This is a genomic window from Pantoea rwandensis, assembly GCF_000759475.1.
GTDB classification, from domain to species: Bacteria; Pseudomonadota; Gammaproteobacteria; order Enterobacterales; family Enterobacteriaceae; genus Pantoea; species Pantoea rwandensis_B.
Map to the genome: position 1 here is coordinate 1598071 of NZ_CP009454.1, position 16964 is coordinate 1615034.

Below are 16964 nucleotides of genomic sequence, written 5' to 3' on the forward strand. Positions count from 1 at the left end.
TGGCGATAATTCCAGTGTTCACAAGGGATGAGGGTGAATCATTTTTTTCTGAATTTTTTGTGAATTTAACCCGCTTTCATGGCAAATGCTCAGTGAAACACGAATAAATTGCGCTTATGTAGACGATATAATGGACGAATGAATGGCGCTAAAATGACAAAATAATGAAGCTGAGAAAGGGAAATAACGGGGGAATATTTGTCAGTCTGAAGAGGAAATATGAAAGCGATGAAAGGGCGCGCTGTGGCGCGCCCTGTGCTGCAGGCCTGAGGCTAGAAATTCCAGTCCTCGTCTTCGGTTTCCACGGCTTTTCCCATCACGTAGGAAGAACCTGAACCGGAGAAGAAATCGTGGTTTTCATCGGCATTCGGTGACAAAGCGGAAAGAATCGCCGGATTCACCGTGGTCAGCTCTGATGGGAACAACGCCTCATATCCCAGATTCATCAATGCCTTGTTGGCGTTATAGTGCAGGAAGGTTTTTACCTCTTCCGCCCAACCGACATCCGCATACAGCGCTTCGGTATACTCCACTTCGTTTTCATACAGCGCCAGCAGCAAATCGATGGCAAATTGCTGCAGCTCTTCACGGCGTGCATCGTCGACTTTTTCCAGTGCCTTCTGGTACTTATAGCCGATGTAATATCCGTGTACCGCTTCATCGCGAATAATCAAACGAATCAAGTCAGCGGTGTTGGTCAATTTGCCACGGCTTGACCAGTACATCGGCAGCCAGAAACCGGAGTAGAACAGGAACGATTCCAGGAACACGCTGGCGATTTTCTTCTTCAGCGGGTCCTCGGCACGATAGTGCTCCAGCACAATCTTCGCCTTGTTCTGCAACGCTTCGTTCTCTTCACTCCAGCGATACGCGGCATCGACATCGGCGGTGTTGCACAGGGTGGAGAAAATCGAACTATAGGAACGCGCATGCACTGCTTCCATAAAGCTGATATTCGACAGCACCGCTTCCTCATGCGGCGTGATGGCGTCTTCCATCAGGCCCGGCGCGCCGATCACGTTTTGGATGGTGTCGAGCAACGTTAACCCGGTAAACACACGGATAGTCAGCTGCTGTTGCTGGTGGTCCAGTGACTGCCATGCAGGCAGATCGTTGGACAACGGCACTTTTTCCGGCAGCCAGAAGTTGCTGGTCAGACGGTTCCACACTTCGAGATCTTTTTCGTCTTGGATACGGTTCCAGTTAATCGCTTGAATTTGTTTAAGTTGCATAGTTTTCATCACAATGAGCAGGAGACGCAGCCCTGCACCTCAGTGCCTTGTAGCGCCATCTGGCGCAGACGAATGTAATAGAGCGTTTTGATGCCTTTCTTCCACGCATAAATTTGCGCTTTGTTGATATCACGCGTGGTGACGTCATCGCGGAAGAACAGTGTCAAAGACAAGCCCTGATCGACGTGTTGTGTGGCTTCGGCGTAGGTATCAATAATCGCTTCCGGGCCAATCTGATACGCATCCTGATAGAGATCCAGGTTGTCATTAGTCATAAACGGCGCCGGATAGTACACGCGGCCGGTTTTGCCCTCTTTGCGGATCTCAATGCGCGACACAATCGGATGAATACTCGAGGTGGCGTGATTGATGTACGAAATTGAACCGGTAGGCGGAACCGCCTGTAAGTTCTGGTTGTACAGGCCATGCTGCATCACTGATTCGCGCAATGCCTGCCAGTCGGCCTGCGTCGGCAGTGCAATGCCTGCATCGGCGAAGATCTGTGCCACGCGCGCGGTGCGCGGCTGCCAGGGGCGATCCACATATTTATCGAAGTAGTGACCGTTGGCGTATTGCGACTGGTCAAAGCCATCAAAGCGCTGTTTACGCTCTTGTGCCAGCAGGTTAGAGGTGCGCACCGCGTGATAGGTCACGCAGTAGAAGTAAAGATTGGTGAAATCCAGCGCCTCTTCCGAGCCATAAGCCATGCCTTCACGCGCCAGATAACCATGCAGGTTCATCTGACCCAGGCCCACCGCGTGTGAACGGCGATTGCCTTCCGCCACCGACGGCACCGAGTTGATTTCGCTCATCTCAGAAACCGCTGTTAAGGCGCGTACCGCCGTTTCCACGGTTTGTGCCAGATTGCGGGAATCCATGGCATGCGCGATGTTCAGCGAGCCGAGGTTACAGGAGATATCCTTGCCCACGCGGCGGTAGTTGAGATCGTCATGGAATTCGCTGGCGCTGTTAACCTGCAAAATCTCCGAGCACAGGTTGCTCATATTGATGCGACCGGCAATCGGGTTATGACGGTTCACGCTGTCTTCGTACATGATGTACGGATAGCCTGACTCAAACTGGATTTCGGCCAGCGTCTGGAAGAAATCACGCGGCTTGATGTAAGTCTTACGGATGCGATCGTCCGCCAGCATCTCTTCGTATAGCTCGCTGATGCTGATATCACCAAATGCCTTGCCATAAATACGCTCAACGTCGTACGGCGAGAACAGCGCCATATCGCGATTCTCTTTCGCCAGCTGGAAGGTGATATCGGGGATCACCACGCCCAGTGACAGCGTTTTGATACGGATCTTCTCGTCAGCGTTTTCTCGCTTAGTATCGAGGAAGCGGAAAATATCCGGATGGTGCGCGTTCAGCCACACTGCGCCCGCGCCCTGACGTGCGCCGAGCTGATTCGCATAAGAGAACGCATCTTCCAGCATCTTCATCACCGGAATCACACCAGACGACTGGTTTTCGATACGTTTAATAGGCGCACCGGATTCACGCAGGTTGGAGAGCAGGAATGCCACGCCGCCGCCACGTTTGGAGAGTTGCAGCGCCGAATTCACCGCACGGCCAATCGATTCCATGTTGTCTTCGATGCGCAGCAGGAAGCAGGACACCAATTCACCACGCTGCTGTTTACCGCAGTTGAGGAAGGTTGGGGTGGCTGGCTGGAAGCGGCCACTGAGCATTTCTGCCAGCAATTCACGTGACAGCGATTCATTACCGCGTGCCAGCGTCAGCGCCACCATGCAGGCGCGCTGCTCGAAAGTTTCGAGATAACGTTTACCGTCGAAGGTTTTCAGCGTGTAGCTGGTGTAAAACTTCCACGCCCCCAGGAAGGTGTGAAAACGGAAACCCCAGGCATCGGCTTCATCGTGCAACTGGCACAGGAAATTGAAGTCGTACTGATTCAGTACCGTGGCTTCATAGTAGCCTTCCGCCACCAGATAGCGCAGACGATCGCCCGCCGAAGCGAACTGTACGGTATTCGGCTCTACGTGCTGCAGGAAGAACTGGCGCGTGGCCTCATGATCTTTTTCAAACTGAATGCGGCCATCGGCGTCATACAGGTTCAGCATCGCATTGAGCGCGTGATAGTCCAGCTGCGTGCTGTTCAGGGTGTCTGTCGTTGCCAAAATTGGGTTACTCCCGCTTTTACATTAGCGATATCGTCGGGGGTTCCCATCAGCTCAAAGCGGTAGAGATAAGGAACCTGACATTTCTGCGCAATAATGTCGCCCGCCAGGCAGTAGCCTTCACCGAAGTTGCGGTTACCGGCAGCAATCACCCCGCGAATACCGCGTCGGTTGGCGTCATCATTAAGGAATTGAATCACTTGTCTGGGCACCGCACCTCGCGCGCTGCCGCCGCCGTAGCTCGGCACCACTAAGATATAGGGCTGGTCGATATTGAGGCACTGCTTGCCATCCACCGGAATGCGGCGAGCAGGCAGTCCCAGACGAGTGATAAATCGGTGCGTGTTTTCCGACTGGCTAGAGAAGTAGACCAGTGGGAACATCGCCTTATCCCCCGACTGCAGCGAGCTGGCGCAGGCTGGCGATTTTGTCAGGGCGGAAGCCGCTCCAGTGGTCATCATGGGTCATGACAACGGGCACCTGGCGATAGCCGAGGGATTTGAGGTTATCAATGGCTTCCGGTTGGGTATCGAGGTTGATCAGCTGATAGTCGATACCTTTGCGGTCCATGGCATTTTTTGTCGCGTTGCACTGGACACAGTTGTTTTTAGTGTAAATAATAATGCGCATGATTCGTATTTCCCTTTGATTGCGGTCTGGATGCGAGATACGAAGCAAAATCCTATTTGCAGCGAACTTCGTCCTTGACGACATCTGGTAGCGAGTTGATGGGTTGAATACTAGATGTAGTGCTCGTGGTGGTCAAGCCCACCAGATATAGGGTTTTGTTATTTTGATCTTCGGATAATCGCTAACACCAGAGATCATGCGCCTTCCAGGCCCGAAATTTTTTTGTAAAGGCGCAGGGCGTGAAATTTAGGTCGAATTTTGTGCGTATTCATTCACTACAGGCATAAAAAAGCCCCGCAATCGCGAGGCTCTCTTTAAACGCCAGTGGCGGTTAACGGCGTGACATCAACAGTGCCCCAAGCACCAGACCCACAGCTGCACCGACACCTACGCCATGCCAGGGTTTATCGTGCACATAGGCATCAACCTGATAGCTGGCGTCACGCGCTGCCTGAGAAACACGGCTGTTACCGTTATTCAGTTTTGCGCGAGTCTGTTTTAACAGCGACTGCGCTTTGCTGCGCGCGCTGTCCACTTCATCTTTGGCTTCGCTGCCGTAAGATTTAAGTAATGCTTCGAGCGAATCTGCCAGCTCATTCACATCCTGATTAATATCAATGTCATCGTTTTTGCTTACGCGATTAAACATTTTTTCGCTCCCTTTGATTTAACAAGTAATACTTAGTGTAGACGAAACGTGACTAAACGCAGGCGTATGCCAGGCTTTAGGGAAATTCCGAATGTCCTGTATGTCGGGCTGTTGTAAGGTTGCGGGGCTGTGAGAAGAGAGGAGCAAGCATGTATTTACGTCCGGATGAGGTAGCGCGCGTACTGGAAAAGGCAGGGTTCGAAATGGACGCCCTGACGCCGAAAATCTACGGTTATCGTCGTGGTGAAAGCTATGTCTACGTCAATCGCGAAGCGCGCATGGGCCGCACCGCATTGATTATTCACCCTACGCTGAAAGAGAAAAGTCAGCACTTTGCTGAACCCGCTTCAGAGATGAAAACCTGCGATCACTACACGCAGTTTCCACTTTATCTGATGGGTGAATCCCAGGAACATTACGGTATTCCGCACGGTTTTAGCTCGCGTATTGCGCTTGAGCGCTATCTGCAAGGCGTATTTGGCGCCTGATGTTGTGCCCCGTTGACGCGGGGCCACCCCCCTATATTTAAAACCCTTACCCTTTGCCACGTTGCAAATTGCTACGCTGGCGCGTATAACCCTGTGTCCATATAGATGTTCAGACGTCCATACGGATAAAAATAATGCAAACGCAGGATACTTCTTCGCAGGAAAACTTTAAGCGCACCATGAAAGTGCGGCATCTGGTGATGCTGTCACTCGGCGGCGTGATTGGTACCGGACTCTTCTTTAACACCGGCTATATCATCTCGACCACCGGCGCAGCGGGCACGCTGCTGGCGTATCTGATCGGGGCGCTGGTGGTGTGGCTGGTGATGGTGTGCCTGGGTGAATTGGCCGTGGCGATGCCGGAAACCGGCGCGTTTCATGTCTACGCCGCGCGCTATCTCAGCCCGGCAACCGGCTACACCGTGGCATGGCTCTATTGGCTAACGTGGACGGTGGCGCTTGGCTCCAGCCTGACCGCCGCCGGTTTCTGCATGCAGTATTGGTTCCCCGCCACGCCCGTGTGGTTATGGTGTCTGGTGTTCTGCATCGCCATCTATCTGCTGAATATCGTCTCCACGCGTTTCTTCGCGGAAGGGGAGTTCTGGTTCTCCATCATCAAAGTGGTCACCATCATTGCCTTTATCATTCTTGGCGCAGGCGCGATGTTTGGCTTTATCCCGATGAAGGATGGCAGTGCCGCACCGGGATTAAGTAACCTGACGGCTTCAGGCTGGTTACCGCACGGCACCTTGCCCATTTTGATGACCATGGTGGCAGTGAACTTTGCCTTTTCCGGCACAGAGTTGATAGGTATCGCCGCCGGTGAAACCGAGCAGCCGCAGAAAGCCCTGCCGCTGGCAATTCGCACCACCGTAGCACGATTGATTATCTTCTTTATTGGTACAGTATTTGTGCTGGCGGCGTTGATCCCGATGGATCAAGCCGGCATCGTCAAAAGCCCGTTTGTGCTGGTGTTCGAGAAGATCGGCATTCCTTATGCGGCTGATATCTTCAATTTCGTGATCCTGACGGCGATCCTTTCCGCCGCCAACTCGGGGCTGTATGCATCGGGCAGGATGCTGTGGTCACTGGCGAATGAGAACACGTTGCCGCGCTGTTTCGCCCAGGTGAACCGCCGTGGGATTCCGGTGCTGGCGATCACCGTCAGTATGATCGGTGGCCTGCTGGCGCTGTTTTCCAGTGTGATCGCGCCGGATACCGTGTTTGTGGCGCTGTCAGCCATTTCAGGTTTTGCGGTGGTGGCGGTGTGGCTGAGTATTTGTGCCTCGCACTATGTGTTCCGTCGTCGCCATCTGGCCGCAGGCGGTTCGCTGCAACAACTCGCCTATCGCGCGCCACTCTATCCTTTAACGCCGATTCTCGGTTTCCTGCTGTGCATGCTGGCGTGTGTGGGGCTGGCCTTCGATCCTTCACAGCGTATTGCGCTGTGGTGTGGCATTCCATTTGTGCTGTTCTGCTATGCCGCATACCATGTCACGCATCGACGTAACCTGAAGGCCGGGGAGGCCAATGATGTCGCGTAATCCTGTCGCAGAAGCGTTAACTCAACACGACACACTGATTCTGGATGGTGCGCTGGCCACCGAACTGGAGGCGCGCGGCTGCAATCTCGCCGATGCGTTGTGGTCTGCCAAAGTGCTGATGGAAAATCCTGAGCTGATTTATCAGGTGCATTACGACTATTTTGCTGCTGGAGCCAATGTGGCGATCACCGCCAGCTATCAGGCCACACCGCAAGGCTTTGCGGCGCGTGGACTGGATGAGGCGCAGGCGCTGGAATTGATTACGCAAAGTGTGAAGCTGGCACAGCGTGCGCGTGATGATTATCGTGCGGCATCAGGCAGTGAAGCCGCTTTGCTGGTGGCCGGCTCCGTTGGGCCTTATGGGGCTTATCTTGCGAATGGTGCTGAGTATCGCGGTGATTACGCCCTGCCAGAAGCGGAGATGAAAGATTTCCATCGCCCACGCGTCAAGGCGCTGTTGGACGCGGGCGTGGATTTGCTGGCGTGTGAAACCTTGCCGTCGTTTGCTGAAGCGCAGGCGCTGGTGAGTTTGCTGGCAGAGTTTCCGGACAGCAGCGCATGGTTCTCCTTCACGCTGCGTGATGCGCAATACATTAGCGACGGCACGACGCTCAGCCAAGTCGCCGATCTGGTGAATAACGCACCGCAGGTGGTGGCGATGGGCATCAACTGTGTGGCGCTGGAGAGCGTGACGCCGGCGCTGCAAGCCCTGCAGGCACTGTGTGCCAGGCCTCTGCTGGTCTATCCCAACTCAGGCGAACAGTACGATGCCAGCAGCAAAACCTGGCACTCGGCACCGTCGGGCTGCACGCTGCACGATAAATTCCCTGAGTGGCAGCAAGCGGGCGCGCGGCTGATTGGTGGCTGTTGCCGCACCACGCCACAGGATATCGCGGCGATTGCCGCCTGTTGTCAACCGCAATAAAGACCAGAAAAGCAGCACTGATAGCGCGATTGAGGCGAGTGAAAAGCGGGATAGGGCAGTTTAGACTGTCCTATCTGATTCTATTGCGGACCTGCCATGAACCTGCGACATCTTCTTCCTGCCACTGCATTGCTGCTGAGCGGCTGTGCCACCATTGTCGGCACGGAAACGCAGCCGGTAAAAATCGATTCTGTCCCGCAAGGTGCCCGTTTCACCGTACAGGATGAGACGGGCCGCGCGGTGGCGCAGGGCTACACGCCACAAACCGTCGAGCTGGCAAAATCCACCGGCAATTACTTTGGTAAGAAGCATTATCAGGTGATGCTGGAGAGTCCGGGCTATGTACCGGTGACGCTGCCGATCGAGGCCAGTGCCAACTTGTGGTATCTGTTAGGCAACATCCCGTTACTGGGCTTCCCCGGCTGGCTGCTGGTGGATCCGTTCTATGGCGGCATGTACGACCTGAAACCCGAACATCCTCAGCCGCGTCTCAACGTGGTGGGGGCGCGCGGCGGTTAAGGTCGGAGGGCGGCAGAAATGGCGTCATGCCGCTCACTTAAGACGGCGAGTGGCTCTTTAACCCCATGCGCATGGGGTTAAAGACCGCACAAGTCTTATTGCGCTGTCGGCTTCACCATCGCATGACCGGATTTATGCTGTGCCAGATACTGCTGCTGGAAAATGCACATCCGAATGGTATTGCGATATTCACCATTGATGAAAAATTCGTGCTTCAGCACGCCTTCCACTTCAAATCCCAGCTTGGTGTAGATGTGAATCGCTTTCTCATTCTCCTGATCAACGATCAGGTAGAGTTTGTAGAGATTCAGCACCGAAAAACCGTAATCCATCGCTAACTTTGCTGCCTGGCTGGCTAAACCTTTGCCTTGATGTCCCGGATCGATAATGATCTGAAACTCAGCCCGGCGATGCACATGGTTGATCTCAACCAGCTCCACCAATCCCGCTTTTTGCCCGTCATGTTCGACAACAAAGCGGCGCTCGGTTTGATCGTGAATGTGCTTGTCATAAAGATCCGACAGCTCCACAAAGGCTTCGTACGGCTCCTCAAACCAATAACGCATCACGCTGGCGTTGTTATCTAACTGATGCACAAAGTGCAGATCTTCTCGCTCAAGCGGACGCAATTTCACCGTCATACGGTGTTCCTTCTGTTGAAAAACTGGCGTGAGTATAACGCCATCCGCCAAAGGTTGCTTTCGCACCAGTGTGATCTCCAGCAGAGGATTTCTGCACCGATTCAGTGCGCTATCTCCACCTCATTTCCCCATCACAATGGGTTTTCACAATCTGGCACAGCCATTGCTTGGCTTGTATAGATAAGACTATACAACCGTTGTTTTTCATCACCTTTATCAGGAGTGAAAGATGGGCAAGCCAGTGAAACACGTTGTTCATGCATTAACCGCCGCAGTCCTGTGCGCCAGTGCTTTAGCCGCACAGGCAGCCGACACCAAAGTCGCTATCGGTATTTCCGGCTGGACCGGATTTGCCCCACTGACGCTGGCTGATAAAGCCGGGATCTTTAAAAAGCACGGCCTTGATGTCGATGTGAAGATGATTCCGCAGAGTAGCCGACATCTGGCGGTGGCTTCCGGCACCATTCAGTGCGCAGCCACTACGGTGGAAACCTACATCTCCTGGAACGCTGCAGGTGTGCCGATCAAGCAGATCGTTCAGCTGGACAAATCTTATGGTGCTGATGGCCTCGCCGCCCGCAGTGACATCACCAGCATCAAAGATCTCAAAGGCAAAACCATCGCGGTGGATGCGCCCGGCACCTCACCGTATTTCCTGCTCGCGTGGATGCTGGATAAAAACGGCATGACGATGAAAGACGTGCGTCTGGCGACCATGGCTCCTCAGGCGGCGGCCCAATCTTTTGCGGCGGGTCAAAACGATGCGGCGGTGACCTATGAACCTTATCTCTCGGTGATCCGCAATCAGCCTAAAGCCGGCAAGATCCTCGCCACCACGCTGGATTACCCGATGGTGATGGATACGCTGGGTTGCACGCCTACCTTCCTGAAAGCACACCCTGATGCCGCAAAAGCGCTGGTGGCCAGCTATTACGATGCGCTAGAGATGATCAAACAGCAGCCGGACAAGTCTAACGAAATCATGGGTGCAGCAGTGAAATCCACGGGCAAAGAGTTTGCGGAATCAGCCAGTTATTTGCGTTGGCAGGGGCCGGAAGAGAACAAGAAATTCTTCAATGGCGAAATTGAAACCTTCAGTGATGAAGCAGGCAAACTGCTGCTGCGTGCGGGCGTAATCAAGAAAATGCCGGATGTGAAGAGTTTGTACGACGCCAGCTTCGTACAGTAAAGCAGGAGAAAGGAGATGGAGATGAGTAAAAGCCAACCCGTCACTCCGCCAGCCGCGCTGCCGGATGCGCCACAGCGCTGGCACAATCCGTTAATGGTGCCGTTGAAAGCGATTTCGCTGCGGTTACGTATTGCGCTCGGCGTGGCGTTCTTTGTGCTGTTTATCGCCGTGTGGACGCTGGTCACGCTGGGCGGCATGGTGTCGCCCACTTTCCTCGCCGATCCGTTGACCATGCTGCAACAAGGCGTGCTGTTGTTCACCGAGTACAACTTCTCGCTGGATATTGGCATGACGGTGATGCGGGTACTGTCGGGCTTCCTGCTGGCGGCCGTGATAGGTGTGCCGCTGGGCATCATGATGGGCGCCTACAAAACCTGGGAAGCCTTTCTCGAACCCTTCGTCTCCTTTTGCCGGTATTTACCGGCTTCGGCTTTCGTACCCTTGCTGATTCTGTGGGCCGGTATCGGTGAAACCCAGAAGATCCTGGTGATCTTTATCGGCTCCTTCTTCCAGATCGTATTGATGGTGGCGGTAACGGTGAGCGGTGCCCGTCGCGATTTGGTGGAGGCGGCGTACACGTTAGGATGCAGCAACCGCTCGATCGTGCGTCGTGTGCTGATCCCCGGCGCAGCACCGGGCATTGCCGAATTGTTACGTCTGGTGCTTGGCTGGGCGTGGACATACGTCATCGTCGCCGAACTGATCGGATCGGAAAGCGGCATCGGCCATATGATCGTCGATAGCCAGGCGTTACTGAATACCGGGCAGATCATTTTCGGCATCATCGTTATCGGCTGTATTGGCTTGATCTCTGATTATCTGTTCAAAGTGCTTAACCGGCGCTTGTTTGCATGGAGCACTCTGTAATGAAACACAGCAAACTCAACGTGCGCGGTGTCGAGCGCATTTTTACCGGTCCCAAAGGCGAGCAGACTCAGGCGCTACAGCCGATTCATTATCAGGTGGAAGAGAATGATTTCATCACTATTCTCGGCCCCTCGGGCTGTGGGAAATCCACACTGCTGCGCATCATCGCCGGACTGGATACACCCACGCGTGGAGAAATCTGGCTGGACGGTAAAAGCGTGGAAGGACCGGGTGCCGATCGTGGCATGGTGTTCCAGAGCTACACACTGTTCCCGTGGCTGACGGTGGAAGAGAACATTCGCTTTGGCTTGCAGGAGCGCGGCATCAGCCCAGCCCAGCAGAAAGAGCGCAGCGATTATTACATTCAGCAGGTGGGATTACGTGGTTTTGCTCAACACTATCCGCGCCAGCTCTCAGGCGGCATGCAGCAACGCACCGCGATTGCCCGTGCACTGGCCAACGATCCCAAAGTGCTGCTGATGGATGAGCCTTTTGGCGCGCTGGATAATCAGACGCGCGTGATGATGCAGGAGCTGTTGCTGTCAGTGTGGGAGCAGTCGCGCAAGACCGTGCTGTTTGTCACCCATGACATTGATGAAGCGATTTTTATGGCCAACAAGGTGGCGATTTTCAGCGCCCGGCCGGGCCGCATCAAGCAGGAGGTGGCGGTGAATTTCAATCAAGGGCGCGATTACACCATCAAAACCTCACCGGAATTTATGGCGTTAAAGGCCGAAGTGACCGAGTCGATTCGCAGTGAAACCCTGCAGGCGATGGCGCATTAAAAAGTTCAGAGTGGTGAAATTCACGGAGTACGGGCCAGTCGCCTCCCTGCGGCTGGCTCCTGGCCCAACTTAAAAGCCTCAGCGCTGCGGATAGCCCTCGCAGCAGCAGAGGCGTTCTGGCCTCCACTATCGTGCCCTTTTTAACAGCCTGCACTGAAGCTTCAGTGCAGGCTGATGCCGTTCAGTGGCAGGCAATCCGCTACGATTTAGCTTAACGTCTTACCCGACAATCCGTCCTAGTGCCATATGCGCTGCACGATCGCACATATGATCGATCACATCAGGATCGTGACTCACCAGCACCATAGTCAATCCGTCATTCTGCTTTAAATCATTCAGCAGGTTGAGGATTTCCGCCTGCACCGACATATCCAGTGCCGAGGTTGGCTCATCCAGTAACAGGATCTTCGGCTCCAGCAGCAGGGCGCGCACAATGGCTACGCGCTGACGCTGGCCGCCAGAGAGCTGATGGGGGTAACGATCCGCCAGTGCCGGGTCCAGCCCAACATGGCGGAAACCGTCGTTGATGCGATCGTCGATATTATCGCGCTTCAGCATCTTCAACGGTTCGGCCAGCGTGCGGCGCAGACGATGGCGCGGATGCAGTGAGGCATAGGGATCCTGAAACACCATCTGCACATCACGACGCAGCGGGCCGGTAAAGGCTTTACCTGGCTGCACATTGGTGCCGGCCAATTGCATGCTGCCGCTCCAGAACGGGTTCAAACCGGCCATCACCCACAGCAGCGATGACTTGCCGCAGCCCGATGGCCCGACCAGGCCAAAACACTCGCCCGCGGCCACCTGCAAAGAGACGTCATGCACCACGGTGCGCAGCTCATAGCCCTGCTTGTGCGACACGCTCAGATTGTTTAACTCAATCATGGTCTGCCTCCAGCGCAGCGCGATCCAGCACCGGTAAACGCTCGCCGTGCGTCGCTTTACTCGGACGGCACGCCCACAGCGTGCGCGTGTAAGGGTGAGTCGCATTAGAGAGTTGGGCCGCAGGCAGCGTATCCAGCAGGCGACCTTTGTACATCACCATCACGCGATCGCAGTGCTCTGACACTTGCTGCAGATCGTGGCTGATCAGCAGCAAGCCCATATTACGCTGCTCTACCAAACGACGAATCAGCGCCAGCACCTGATCGCGCATTGCATGATCGAGCGCCGAGGTCGGTTCATCGGCAATTAGCAGTTCAGGATCGGTGATCAATGCAATCGCTAGCATCACGCGCTGCCCCATACCGCCCGAAAGCTGATGGGGATAGCGTTTCATTAGCTGGCGCGGATCGGGCAGACCCACCGCATCCAGCATCTCGCACACTTTCTCTTTGCGCTCAGCACGGCTCAGTTTGCGGTGCAGCACCAGTGGCTCTTCGACCTGCCAGCCAATGGTACGTGTTGGATTAAGGGCGTATTTGGGGTCCTGCATCACCATTGCGACTTTACCGCCGCGTAGGGCGATCCAGTCACGTTCGCGCAGGCTGAGCGCATCGGCACCCACCACCTGTAAGCGTTCGGCCTGCAACTGCAATGAAGGAGAGAGCAGCCCCATCAGCGAGCGGGCGGTCAGTGATTTGCCCGAACCCGACTCACCCACCAGCGCCACGCGTTCACGGCCAATCTTGAAGGCGATGTTATCCACTAACAGCGTACCTTCACTGCGGATGGACAGCCCCTGGGCATCAATTAACAGATCATTTGGCATGACGGGTATCCAGTCGGTCGCGCAGGCCATCGCCTGTCAGGTTAAACGCCAGGCTGGCGAACAGAATCGCGCCACCCGGTGCGGCGGCCACCCACCATTGATCGAAGATCACTTTACTGCCTTCCGCTACCATCGAACCCCATTCGGCTGTTGGCGGTTGCACGCCCATGCCAAGGAAGCCGAGGCCCGCAGCGGAGAGAATGATGCCGCCGAGACTCAGCGCCGCGCGCACCACGGCGGTTGGCAAACACAGCGGTAAAATGTGCCCGAACATCAAACGCAAACCGGTAATCCCCTGCATGCGTGCGGCAGCCAGATAATCACTGCGGCGCAGTGCCAGGGTTTCCGCACGTGCCTGACGGGCAAACGGCGGCCAGCTGGTTAATGCCAGCGCCAGCGCACCGTTCATCAATCCCGGACCGAGCATCGCCACCAGCGCCAAAGCAATCACCAGATTCGGCAGCGACAGGAAGATATCCGTGATGCGCATCAGCACGCGCTCGGTCCAGCCGCCAACGTAGCCAGCGGTAATGCCGACCAGCAGACCAACCGGTATGGTTAGCACCAGAATCAGCGACACCAGTAGCAGCGTAGGACGCGCACCGTAGATCACGCGTGACAATAAATCGCGGCCAAAGCCATCGGTACCGAACCAATGCAGCGCAGAAGGGGCTTGTAAGCGTTGGGCGATCACCTGGGCGTTAGGATCAAACGGTGCCAGCAGTGGGGCGAACAGTGCCATTGCCACCACGATCACCACCAGCGTCAGGCCGATGGTCAGTGAAGTCACGCGCGCACGGCGGCGGCGCGGACGAACTGTCTCCAGTTCAGAGAGTTGTTGAGTCATCGGGTTCTCGGATCGGTTAACCAGGTGAGGGCATCGGCCACGGCGTTGAGCAGAATAAAGCAGCTGCCTATCAGCAGGGTCGAGCCGAGAATCGCTGGTGTATCAGAGGAAAATAGCGCGTTGGTCATATAACGTCCGACACCTGGCCAGGCGAAGACCGTTTCCGTTAACACCGAGCCTTCCAGCAGGGTGGCGTAGGAGAGGGCGATGACCGTGATCAGCGTCCCCAGCACGTTGGGGAAGATATGACGCAGCAGGATGCGAGTCCGCCCTGCGCCTTTGGCGCGCGCCAGAATCACATACTCTTTGCTGCTCTCTTCTAACAGCGCGGCACGCAATAAGCGTGTAATACCGGCCATCGCTAACAGGCCAAGAATCACCACCGGCAGCCACAGGTGAGCAATCGCATTGCGGAACATCTCCGGGTCGCCTGACAGCCAGCTATCAATCAGCACAAAGCCGGTTTTCGGCTCCAGCGTGTAGATCCAGATATCATCCAACTGTCCCGGCCCGGCAGACCAGTGCAGCACGGCGTAAAACAGCAGCAGACCGAGCAGGCCCAGCCAGAATACCGGAACGGAATAGCCGAGCAGCGAGATAAAGCGCGCCACGTTATCGATCACGCTGCCCGGCTTCCACGCGGCCAGCAAGGCTAATGTGATGCCAAACACGGCAGCAAAGATCATTGCGCAGGTGGCGAGTTCAATGGTGGCGGGGAAGGTGCGCATCAAATCCGCACTGACGGGCTGATTGGTCAGATGCGAGAGTCCTAAATTACCCTGCGCCAGATGGCTGATATAACGCCAGAACTGGACTAAGACGGGCTGGTCGAGTCCGAGGTCGTGGCGCACCTGAGCGTAAGTTGCCTCGCTGGCATGGTCACCGGCGATTTGCTGCACCGGATCAACCGGTGACAGGTGCGACAACATGAAAGTGAACGCTAACAAACCGATCAGCGTCACCAGCAGCGATAACAGGCTGGTGACCAGACGGCTAAAACGTTGCCAGAGTGGCCGGGCGAACCCGGCCTGTGAAGCAGACACTGCCATTACTTAGAAACCTGCGAGTAATACACCATGTCTGGGTTAATCCCCTGTACATAGCCTTTCAGGTTATCGCGCAGCGCAATCAGGTTGCGGGCCTGCAAGCCGATCACGTATGGCGAGTTCTTCAGTACTTCACGCTGCATCGCCTGGTACAGTTCAACACGCTTGTTACTGTCCGCTTCGGCGGTGGCGGCCAGCGTCTGTTTGCTCAGCTCTGGAATATGCCAGTCTGAACGGTAAGCAATGGTTTTACTGCCATCTTCAGGGTTATAAGCAAAGGAGGCGGCGTTGGTATTCGGATCGAAGTAGTCCGCGCCCCAGGCGTTCAGCGTGGCTTCGTACTGATGCGCTTTCACGCGGGTAGAGACTTCAGAACTCAGACCCGGCTGCACTTCTACCTTCACGCCACCTTTAGCAAAGCTGCCCTGCAAGGCTTGCGCGATGTCGAGATACGGCGGTTGGTTGCTGGTGGAGAGTTTAAAGCTGACGTTGTTCAGGCCGGCTTTCTTCAGAATCGCTTTGGCTTTTTCCGGATCGTAGCTGTACGGCGTGTCATTCAACGCGCCGAGGAAACCTTTTGGCAGGAAGGTCTGGTGCACTTCGAACTGGCCTTTCAGCAGGTCGTTGGCAATACCTTTATAGTCGAACAGGTAACGAGCGGCTTCCCACAGGGCTGGATTCTTCAGCACCGGATTTTCACCCACGTTGAACTGGATGTAGTAGAGCGAGGCCATCGGAATCGCTTCGGTCTTCACGCCTGCTTTGCCTTTTAGCGCTGCGATTTGGTCAGCACCGAGGTTACGTGCGATATCCACATCGCCCTGCTCCAGCAGCAGACGACGGGCAGCTGGCTCCGGCACGTTCTTGATCAGAATGTTTTTCAGCTTCGGAGCGCCAGCCGGTGACGTTGGGTTGGCGGTCAGCAGCACCACCTCATGCAGCACCACTTTACGGATCTGATACGGGCCGCTACCGGCTGAGTTAGTGCCTAACCATGCATGGCCGAAGTCACCATTTTTGGCATTCGCCTGCGCGGTTTTCTCATCCACAATCGAAGAGACCGGCGCAGACAGCAGGCTCAGCACATAGGCCGGGCTGACGTTGGCGCTCCAGCTGATCTGTACGTGGTTGTCATCGACTTTCTTCAGGAAGGTATCGACGTTGTCTTTATTCCAGCCGAGCTGCGTCAGAATAAAGGAAGGATCGAGATTCAGTTTCACCACACGGCCCAGAGAGAAGATCACATCTTCCGGACGCAGCGGGTTGCCGCTAGCGAATTGCGAGCCTTTACGCAGTTCAAAAGTCAGACTGCGATTGTCACTGCCTGGCGTCCATGAGGTTGCCAGCGTTGGCTTCAAATCGGTGGGATTGGTCGGGTCTGACTGGACCAGACGTTGATAGATGTTAGTAAACGCTTGCACCGTGGTGAGTTCAAAGCCCTGCGCCGGATCAAAGCTATCAGCATCATCAGTCGACTGCGCAATCACCAGCGTATCTTTTGGTGTTGCGGCCTGAGAGGAGAAGGCGGCTACCAGCGATAACGCCAGCAGTGAGGGAATGATTTTTTTCATGTTGTTTCCTTGCCTTAAAAAAGTAATGCGAGTTTACGAGAGCGCCGTAATGAAGAATAGTCAATTTATGGCTATGCATATGCTTTACGGTTCTAAGCGCGGCGGATTGGTTATAAGCCTGTTAAATATACTATTATTGTTATCGTGCCGCGCAGTGCTACAGACTCGCTAAT

18 protein-coding genes are annotated in these 16964 nt (G+C 55.1%); 7 read left to right on the forward strand and 11 right to left on the reverse strand.

Going from position 1 to position 16964, the window contains the following annotated elements; genetic code table 11:
- Window positions 1-272: 272 nt before the first annotated feature.
- From nrdF to LH22_RS07295, 5 genes are all read right to left on the reverse strand, one after another.
- A complete protein-coding gene (gene nrdF / locus LH22_RS07275; protein WP_038649925.1) occupies window positions 273-1232 on the reverse strand; it encodes a class 1b ribonucleoside-diphosphate reductase subunit beta in 960 nt (319 codons plus the stop codon).
- A gap of 8 nt (window positions 1233-1240) precedes the next feature.
- Window positions 1241-3379: a class 1b ribonucleoside-diphosphate reductase subunit alpha gene (nrdE, locus tag LH22_RS07280; RefSeq protein ID WP_071845600.1), complete on the reverse strand. Its 2139-nt coding sequence runs from the start codon at window positions 3377-3379 to the stop codon at window positions 1241-1243.
- A complete protein-coding gene (gene nrdI / locus LH22_RS07285) occupies window positions 3358-3762 on the reverse strand; it encodes a class Ib ribonucleoside-diphosphate reductase assembly flavoprotein NrdI (protein ID WP_038645280.1) in 405 nt (134 codons plus the stop codon). Before nrdI ends, nrdE begins: the two co-directional genes overlap by 22 nt.
- A 4-nt stretch (window positions 3763-3766) precedes the next feature.
- Entirely contained in the window at window positions 3767-4009 is a 243-nt protein-coding gene (locus tag LH22_RS07290) for a redoxin NrdH (protein ID WP_038645282.1), read from the reverse strand.
- 331 nt (window positions 4010-4340) lie between these two features.
- Window positions 4341-4658, reverse strand: coding sequence for a DUF883 family protein (locus LH22_RS07295; protein WP_034825483.1), 318 nt, complete (start codon window positions 4656-4658; stop codon window positions 4341-4343).
- A 149-nt stretch (window positions 4659-4807) separates the two neighbouring features.
- Between LH22_RS07295 and LH22_RS07300 the strand changes: the two genes are divergently transcribed.
- The 4 genes from LH22_RS07300 (at window position 4808) to LH22_RS07315 (ending at window position 8134) form a co-directional block, all read left to right on the forward strand.
- Window positions 4808-5146 carry a DUF2002 family protein gene (locus tag LH22_RS07300; RefSeq protein ID WP_038645285.1) on the forward strand — a complete coding sequence of 113 codons (339 nt, stop codon included), beginning with the start codon at window positions 4808-4810 and terminating at the stop codon, window positions 5144-5146.
- 134 nt (window positions 5147-5280) lie between these two features.
- Complete coding sequence (gene mmuP, locus LH22_RS07305) at window positions 5281-6690, forward strand: S-methylmethionine permease (RefSeq protein WP_038645287.1); 1410 nt, start codon at window positions 5281-5283, stop codon at window positions 6688-6690.
- The gene (mmuM, locus tag LH22_RS07310; RefSeq protein WP_038645289.1) at window positions 6680-7615 is read left to right on the forward strand and encodes a homocysteine S-methyltransferase; all 936 of its coding nucleotides are present in this window, start codon (window positions 6680-6682) and stop codon (window positions 7613-7615) included. Before mmuP ends, mmuM begins: the two co-directional genes overlap by 11 nt.
- A 96-nt stretch (window positions 7616-7711) precedes the next feature.
- Window positions 7712-8134 (forward strand): hypothetical protein, encoded by a 423-nt coding sequence (locus LH22_RS07315; protein ID WP_038645291.1) that lies wholly within the window; start codon window positions 7712-7714, stop codon window positions 8132-8134.
- Between the two features lie 95 nt (window positions 8135-8229).
- On the opposite strand, the gene speG is transcribed toward LH22_RS07315, so the two are convergent.
- Window positions 8230-8775 (reverse strand): spermidine N1-acetyltransferase, encoded by a 546-nt coding sequence (gene speG / locus LH22_RS07320; RefSeq protein ID WP_034825496.1) that lies wholly within the window; start codon window positions 8773-8775, stop codon window positions 8230-8232.
- 229 nt (window positions 8776-9004) lie between these two features.
- Between speG and LH22_RS07325 the strand changes: the two genes are divergently transcribed.
- From LH22_RS07325 to LH22_RS07335, 3 genes are read left to right on the forward strand one after another with little or no spacing between them, the layout of a single operon-like run.
- Window positions 9005-9964, forward strand: a complete 960-nt coding sequence (locus LH22_RS07325; RefSeq protein ID WP_038645293.1) for an ABC transporter substrate-binding protein — start codon at window positions 9005-9007, stop codon at window positions 9962-9964.
- Window positions 9965-9985: 21 nt separating this feature from the next.
- Window positions 9986-10831, forward strand: a complete 846-nt coding sequence (locus LH22_RS07330) for an ABC transporter permease (protein ID WP_052059489.1) — start codon at window positions 9986-9988, stop codon at window positions 10829-10831.
- On the forward strand, window positions 10831-11616 hold the full coding sequence (locus LH22_RS07335) for an ABC transporter ATP-binding protein (protein WP_038645297.1): 786 nt from the start codon (window positions 10831-10833) through the stop codon (window positions 11614-11616). Before LH22_RS07330 ends, LH22_RS07335 begins: the two co-directional genes overlap by 1 nt.
- Window positions 11617-11835: 219 nt before the next feature.
- Here the strand turns inward: LH22_RS07335 and LH22_RS07340 are convergent, their stop codons facing one another.
- Genes LH22_RS07340 through LH22_RS07360 form a run of 5 tightly spaced genes read right to left on the reverse strand, consistent with a single transcriptional unit; the run spans window position 11836 to window position 16791 of the window.
- Window positions 11836-12501: an ABC transporter ATP-binding protein gene (locus LH22_RS07340; protein WP_038645298.1), complete on the reverse strand. Its 666-nt coding sequence runs from the start codon at window positions 12499-12501 to the stop codon at window positions 11836-11838.
- Window positions 12494-13327, reverse strand: a complete 834-nt coding sequence (locus LH22_RS07345; protein ID WP_038645300.1) for an ABC transporter ATP-binding protein — start codon at window positions 13325-13327, stop codon at window positions 12494-12496. Before LH22_RS07345 ends, LH22_RS07340 begins: the two co-directional genes overlap by 8 nt.
- Window positions 13317-14174, reverse strand: coding sequence for an ABC transporter permease (locus LH22_RS07350; protein ID WP_034825506.1), 858 nt, complete (start codon window positions 14172-14174; stop codon window positions 13317-13319). Before LH22_RS07350 ends, LH22_RS07345 begins: the two co-directional genes overlap by 11 nt.
- Window positions 14171-15223, reverse strand: coding sequence for an ABC transporter permease (locus LH22_RS07355; RefSeq protein WP_034825508.1), 1053 nt, complete (start codon window positions 15221-15223; stop codon window positions 14171-14173). Before LH22_RS07355 ends, LH22_RS07350 begins: the two co-directional genes overlap by 4 nt.
- Complete coding sequence (locus tag LH22_RS07360; RefSeq protein WP_038645302.1) at window positions 15223-16791, reverse strand: ABC transporter substrate-binding protein; 1569 nt, start codon at window positions 16789-16791, stop codon at window positions 15223-15225. Before LH22_RS07360 ends, LH22_RS07355 begins: the two co-directional genes overlap by 1 nt.
- Between the last annotated feature and the right edge of the window lie 173 nt (window positions 16792-16964).

What these genes read in the sequence shown, in the direction of transcription:
- LH22_RS07355 (WP_034825508.1), bottom strand. Translation starts at nt 15,223, where the DNA reads ATGGCAGTGTCTGCTTCACAGGCCGGGTTCGCCCGGCCACTCTGGCAA.
- nrdF (WP_038649925.1), bottom strand. Translation starts at nt 1,232, where the DNA reads ATGCAACTTAAACAAATTCAAGCGATTAACTGGAACCGTATCCAAGAC.
- LH22_RS07300 (WP_038645285.1), top strand. Translation starts at nt 4,808, where the DNA reads ATGTATTTACGTCCGGATGAGGTAGCGCGCGTACTGGAAAAGGCAGGG.
- mmuM (WP_038645289.1), top strand. Translation starts at nt 6,680, where the DNA reads ATGTCGCGTAATCCTGTCGCAGAAGCGTTAACTCAACACGACACACTG.
- LH22_RS07360 (WP_038645302.1), bottom strand. Translation starts at nt 16,791, where the DNA reads ATGAAAAAAATCATTCCCTCACTGCTGGCGTTATCGCTGGTAGCCGCC.
- speG (WP_034825496.1), bottom strand. Translation starts at nt 8,775, where the DNA reads ATGACGGTGAAATTGCGTCCGCTTGAGCGAGAAGATCTGCACTTTGTG.
- LH22_RS07345 (WP_038645300.1), bottom strand. Translation starts at nt 13,327, where the DNA reads ATGCCAAATGATCTGTTAATTGATGCCCAGGGGCTGTCCATCCGCAGT.
- LH22_RS07290 (WP_038645282.1), bottom strand. Translation starts at nt 4,009, where the DNA reads ATGCGCATTATTATTTACACTAAAAACAACTGTGTCCAGTGCAACGCG.
- LH22_RS07315 (WP_038645291.1), top strand. Translation starts at nt 7,712, where the DNA reads ATGAACCTGCGACATCTTCTTCCTGCCACTGCATTGCTGCTGAGCGGC.
- LH22_RS07350 (WP_034825506.1), bottom strand. Translation starts at nt 14,174, where the DNA reads ATGACTCAACAACTCTCTGAACTGGAGACAGTTCGTCCGCGCCGCCGC.
- nrdI (WP_038645280.1), bottom strand. Translation starts at nt 3,762, where the DNA reads ATGTTCCCACTGGTCTACTTCTCTAGCCAGTCGGAAAACACGCACCGA.
- mmuP (WP_038645287.1), top strand. Translation starts at nt 5,281, where the DNA reads ATGCAAACGCAGGATACTTCTTCGCAGGAAAACTTTAAGCGCACCATG.
- LH22_RS07335 (WP_038645297.1), top strand. Translation starts at nt 10,831, where the DNA reads ATGAAACACAGCAAACTCAACGTGCGCGGTGTCGAGCGCATTTTTACC.
- LH22_RS07330 (WP_052059489.1), top strand. Translation starts at nt 9,986, where the DNA reads ATGAGTAAAAGCCAACCCGTCACTCCGCCAGCCGCGCTGCCGGATGCG.
- LH22_RS07340 (WP_038645298.1), bottom strand. Translation starts at nt 12,501, where the DNA reads ATGATTGAGTTAAACAATCTGAGCGTGTCGCACAAGCAGGGCTATGAG.
- LH22_RS07295 (WP_034825483.1), bottom strand. Translation starts at nt 4,658, where the DNA reads ATGTTTAATCGCGTAAGCAAAAACGATGACATTGATATTAATCAGGAT.
- LH22_RS07325 (WP_038645293.1), top strand. Translation starts at nt 9,005, where the DNA reads ATGGGCAAGCCAGTGAAACACGTTGTTCATGCATTAACCGCCGCAGTC.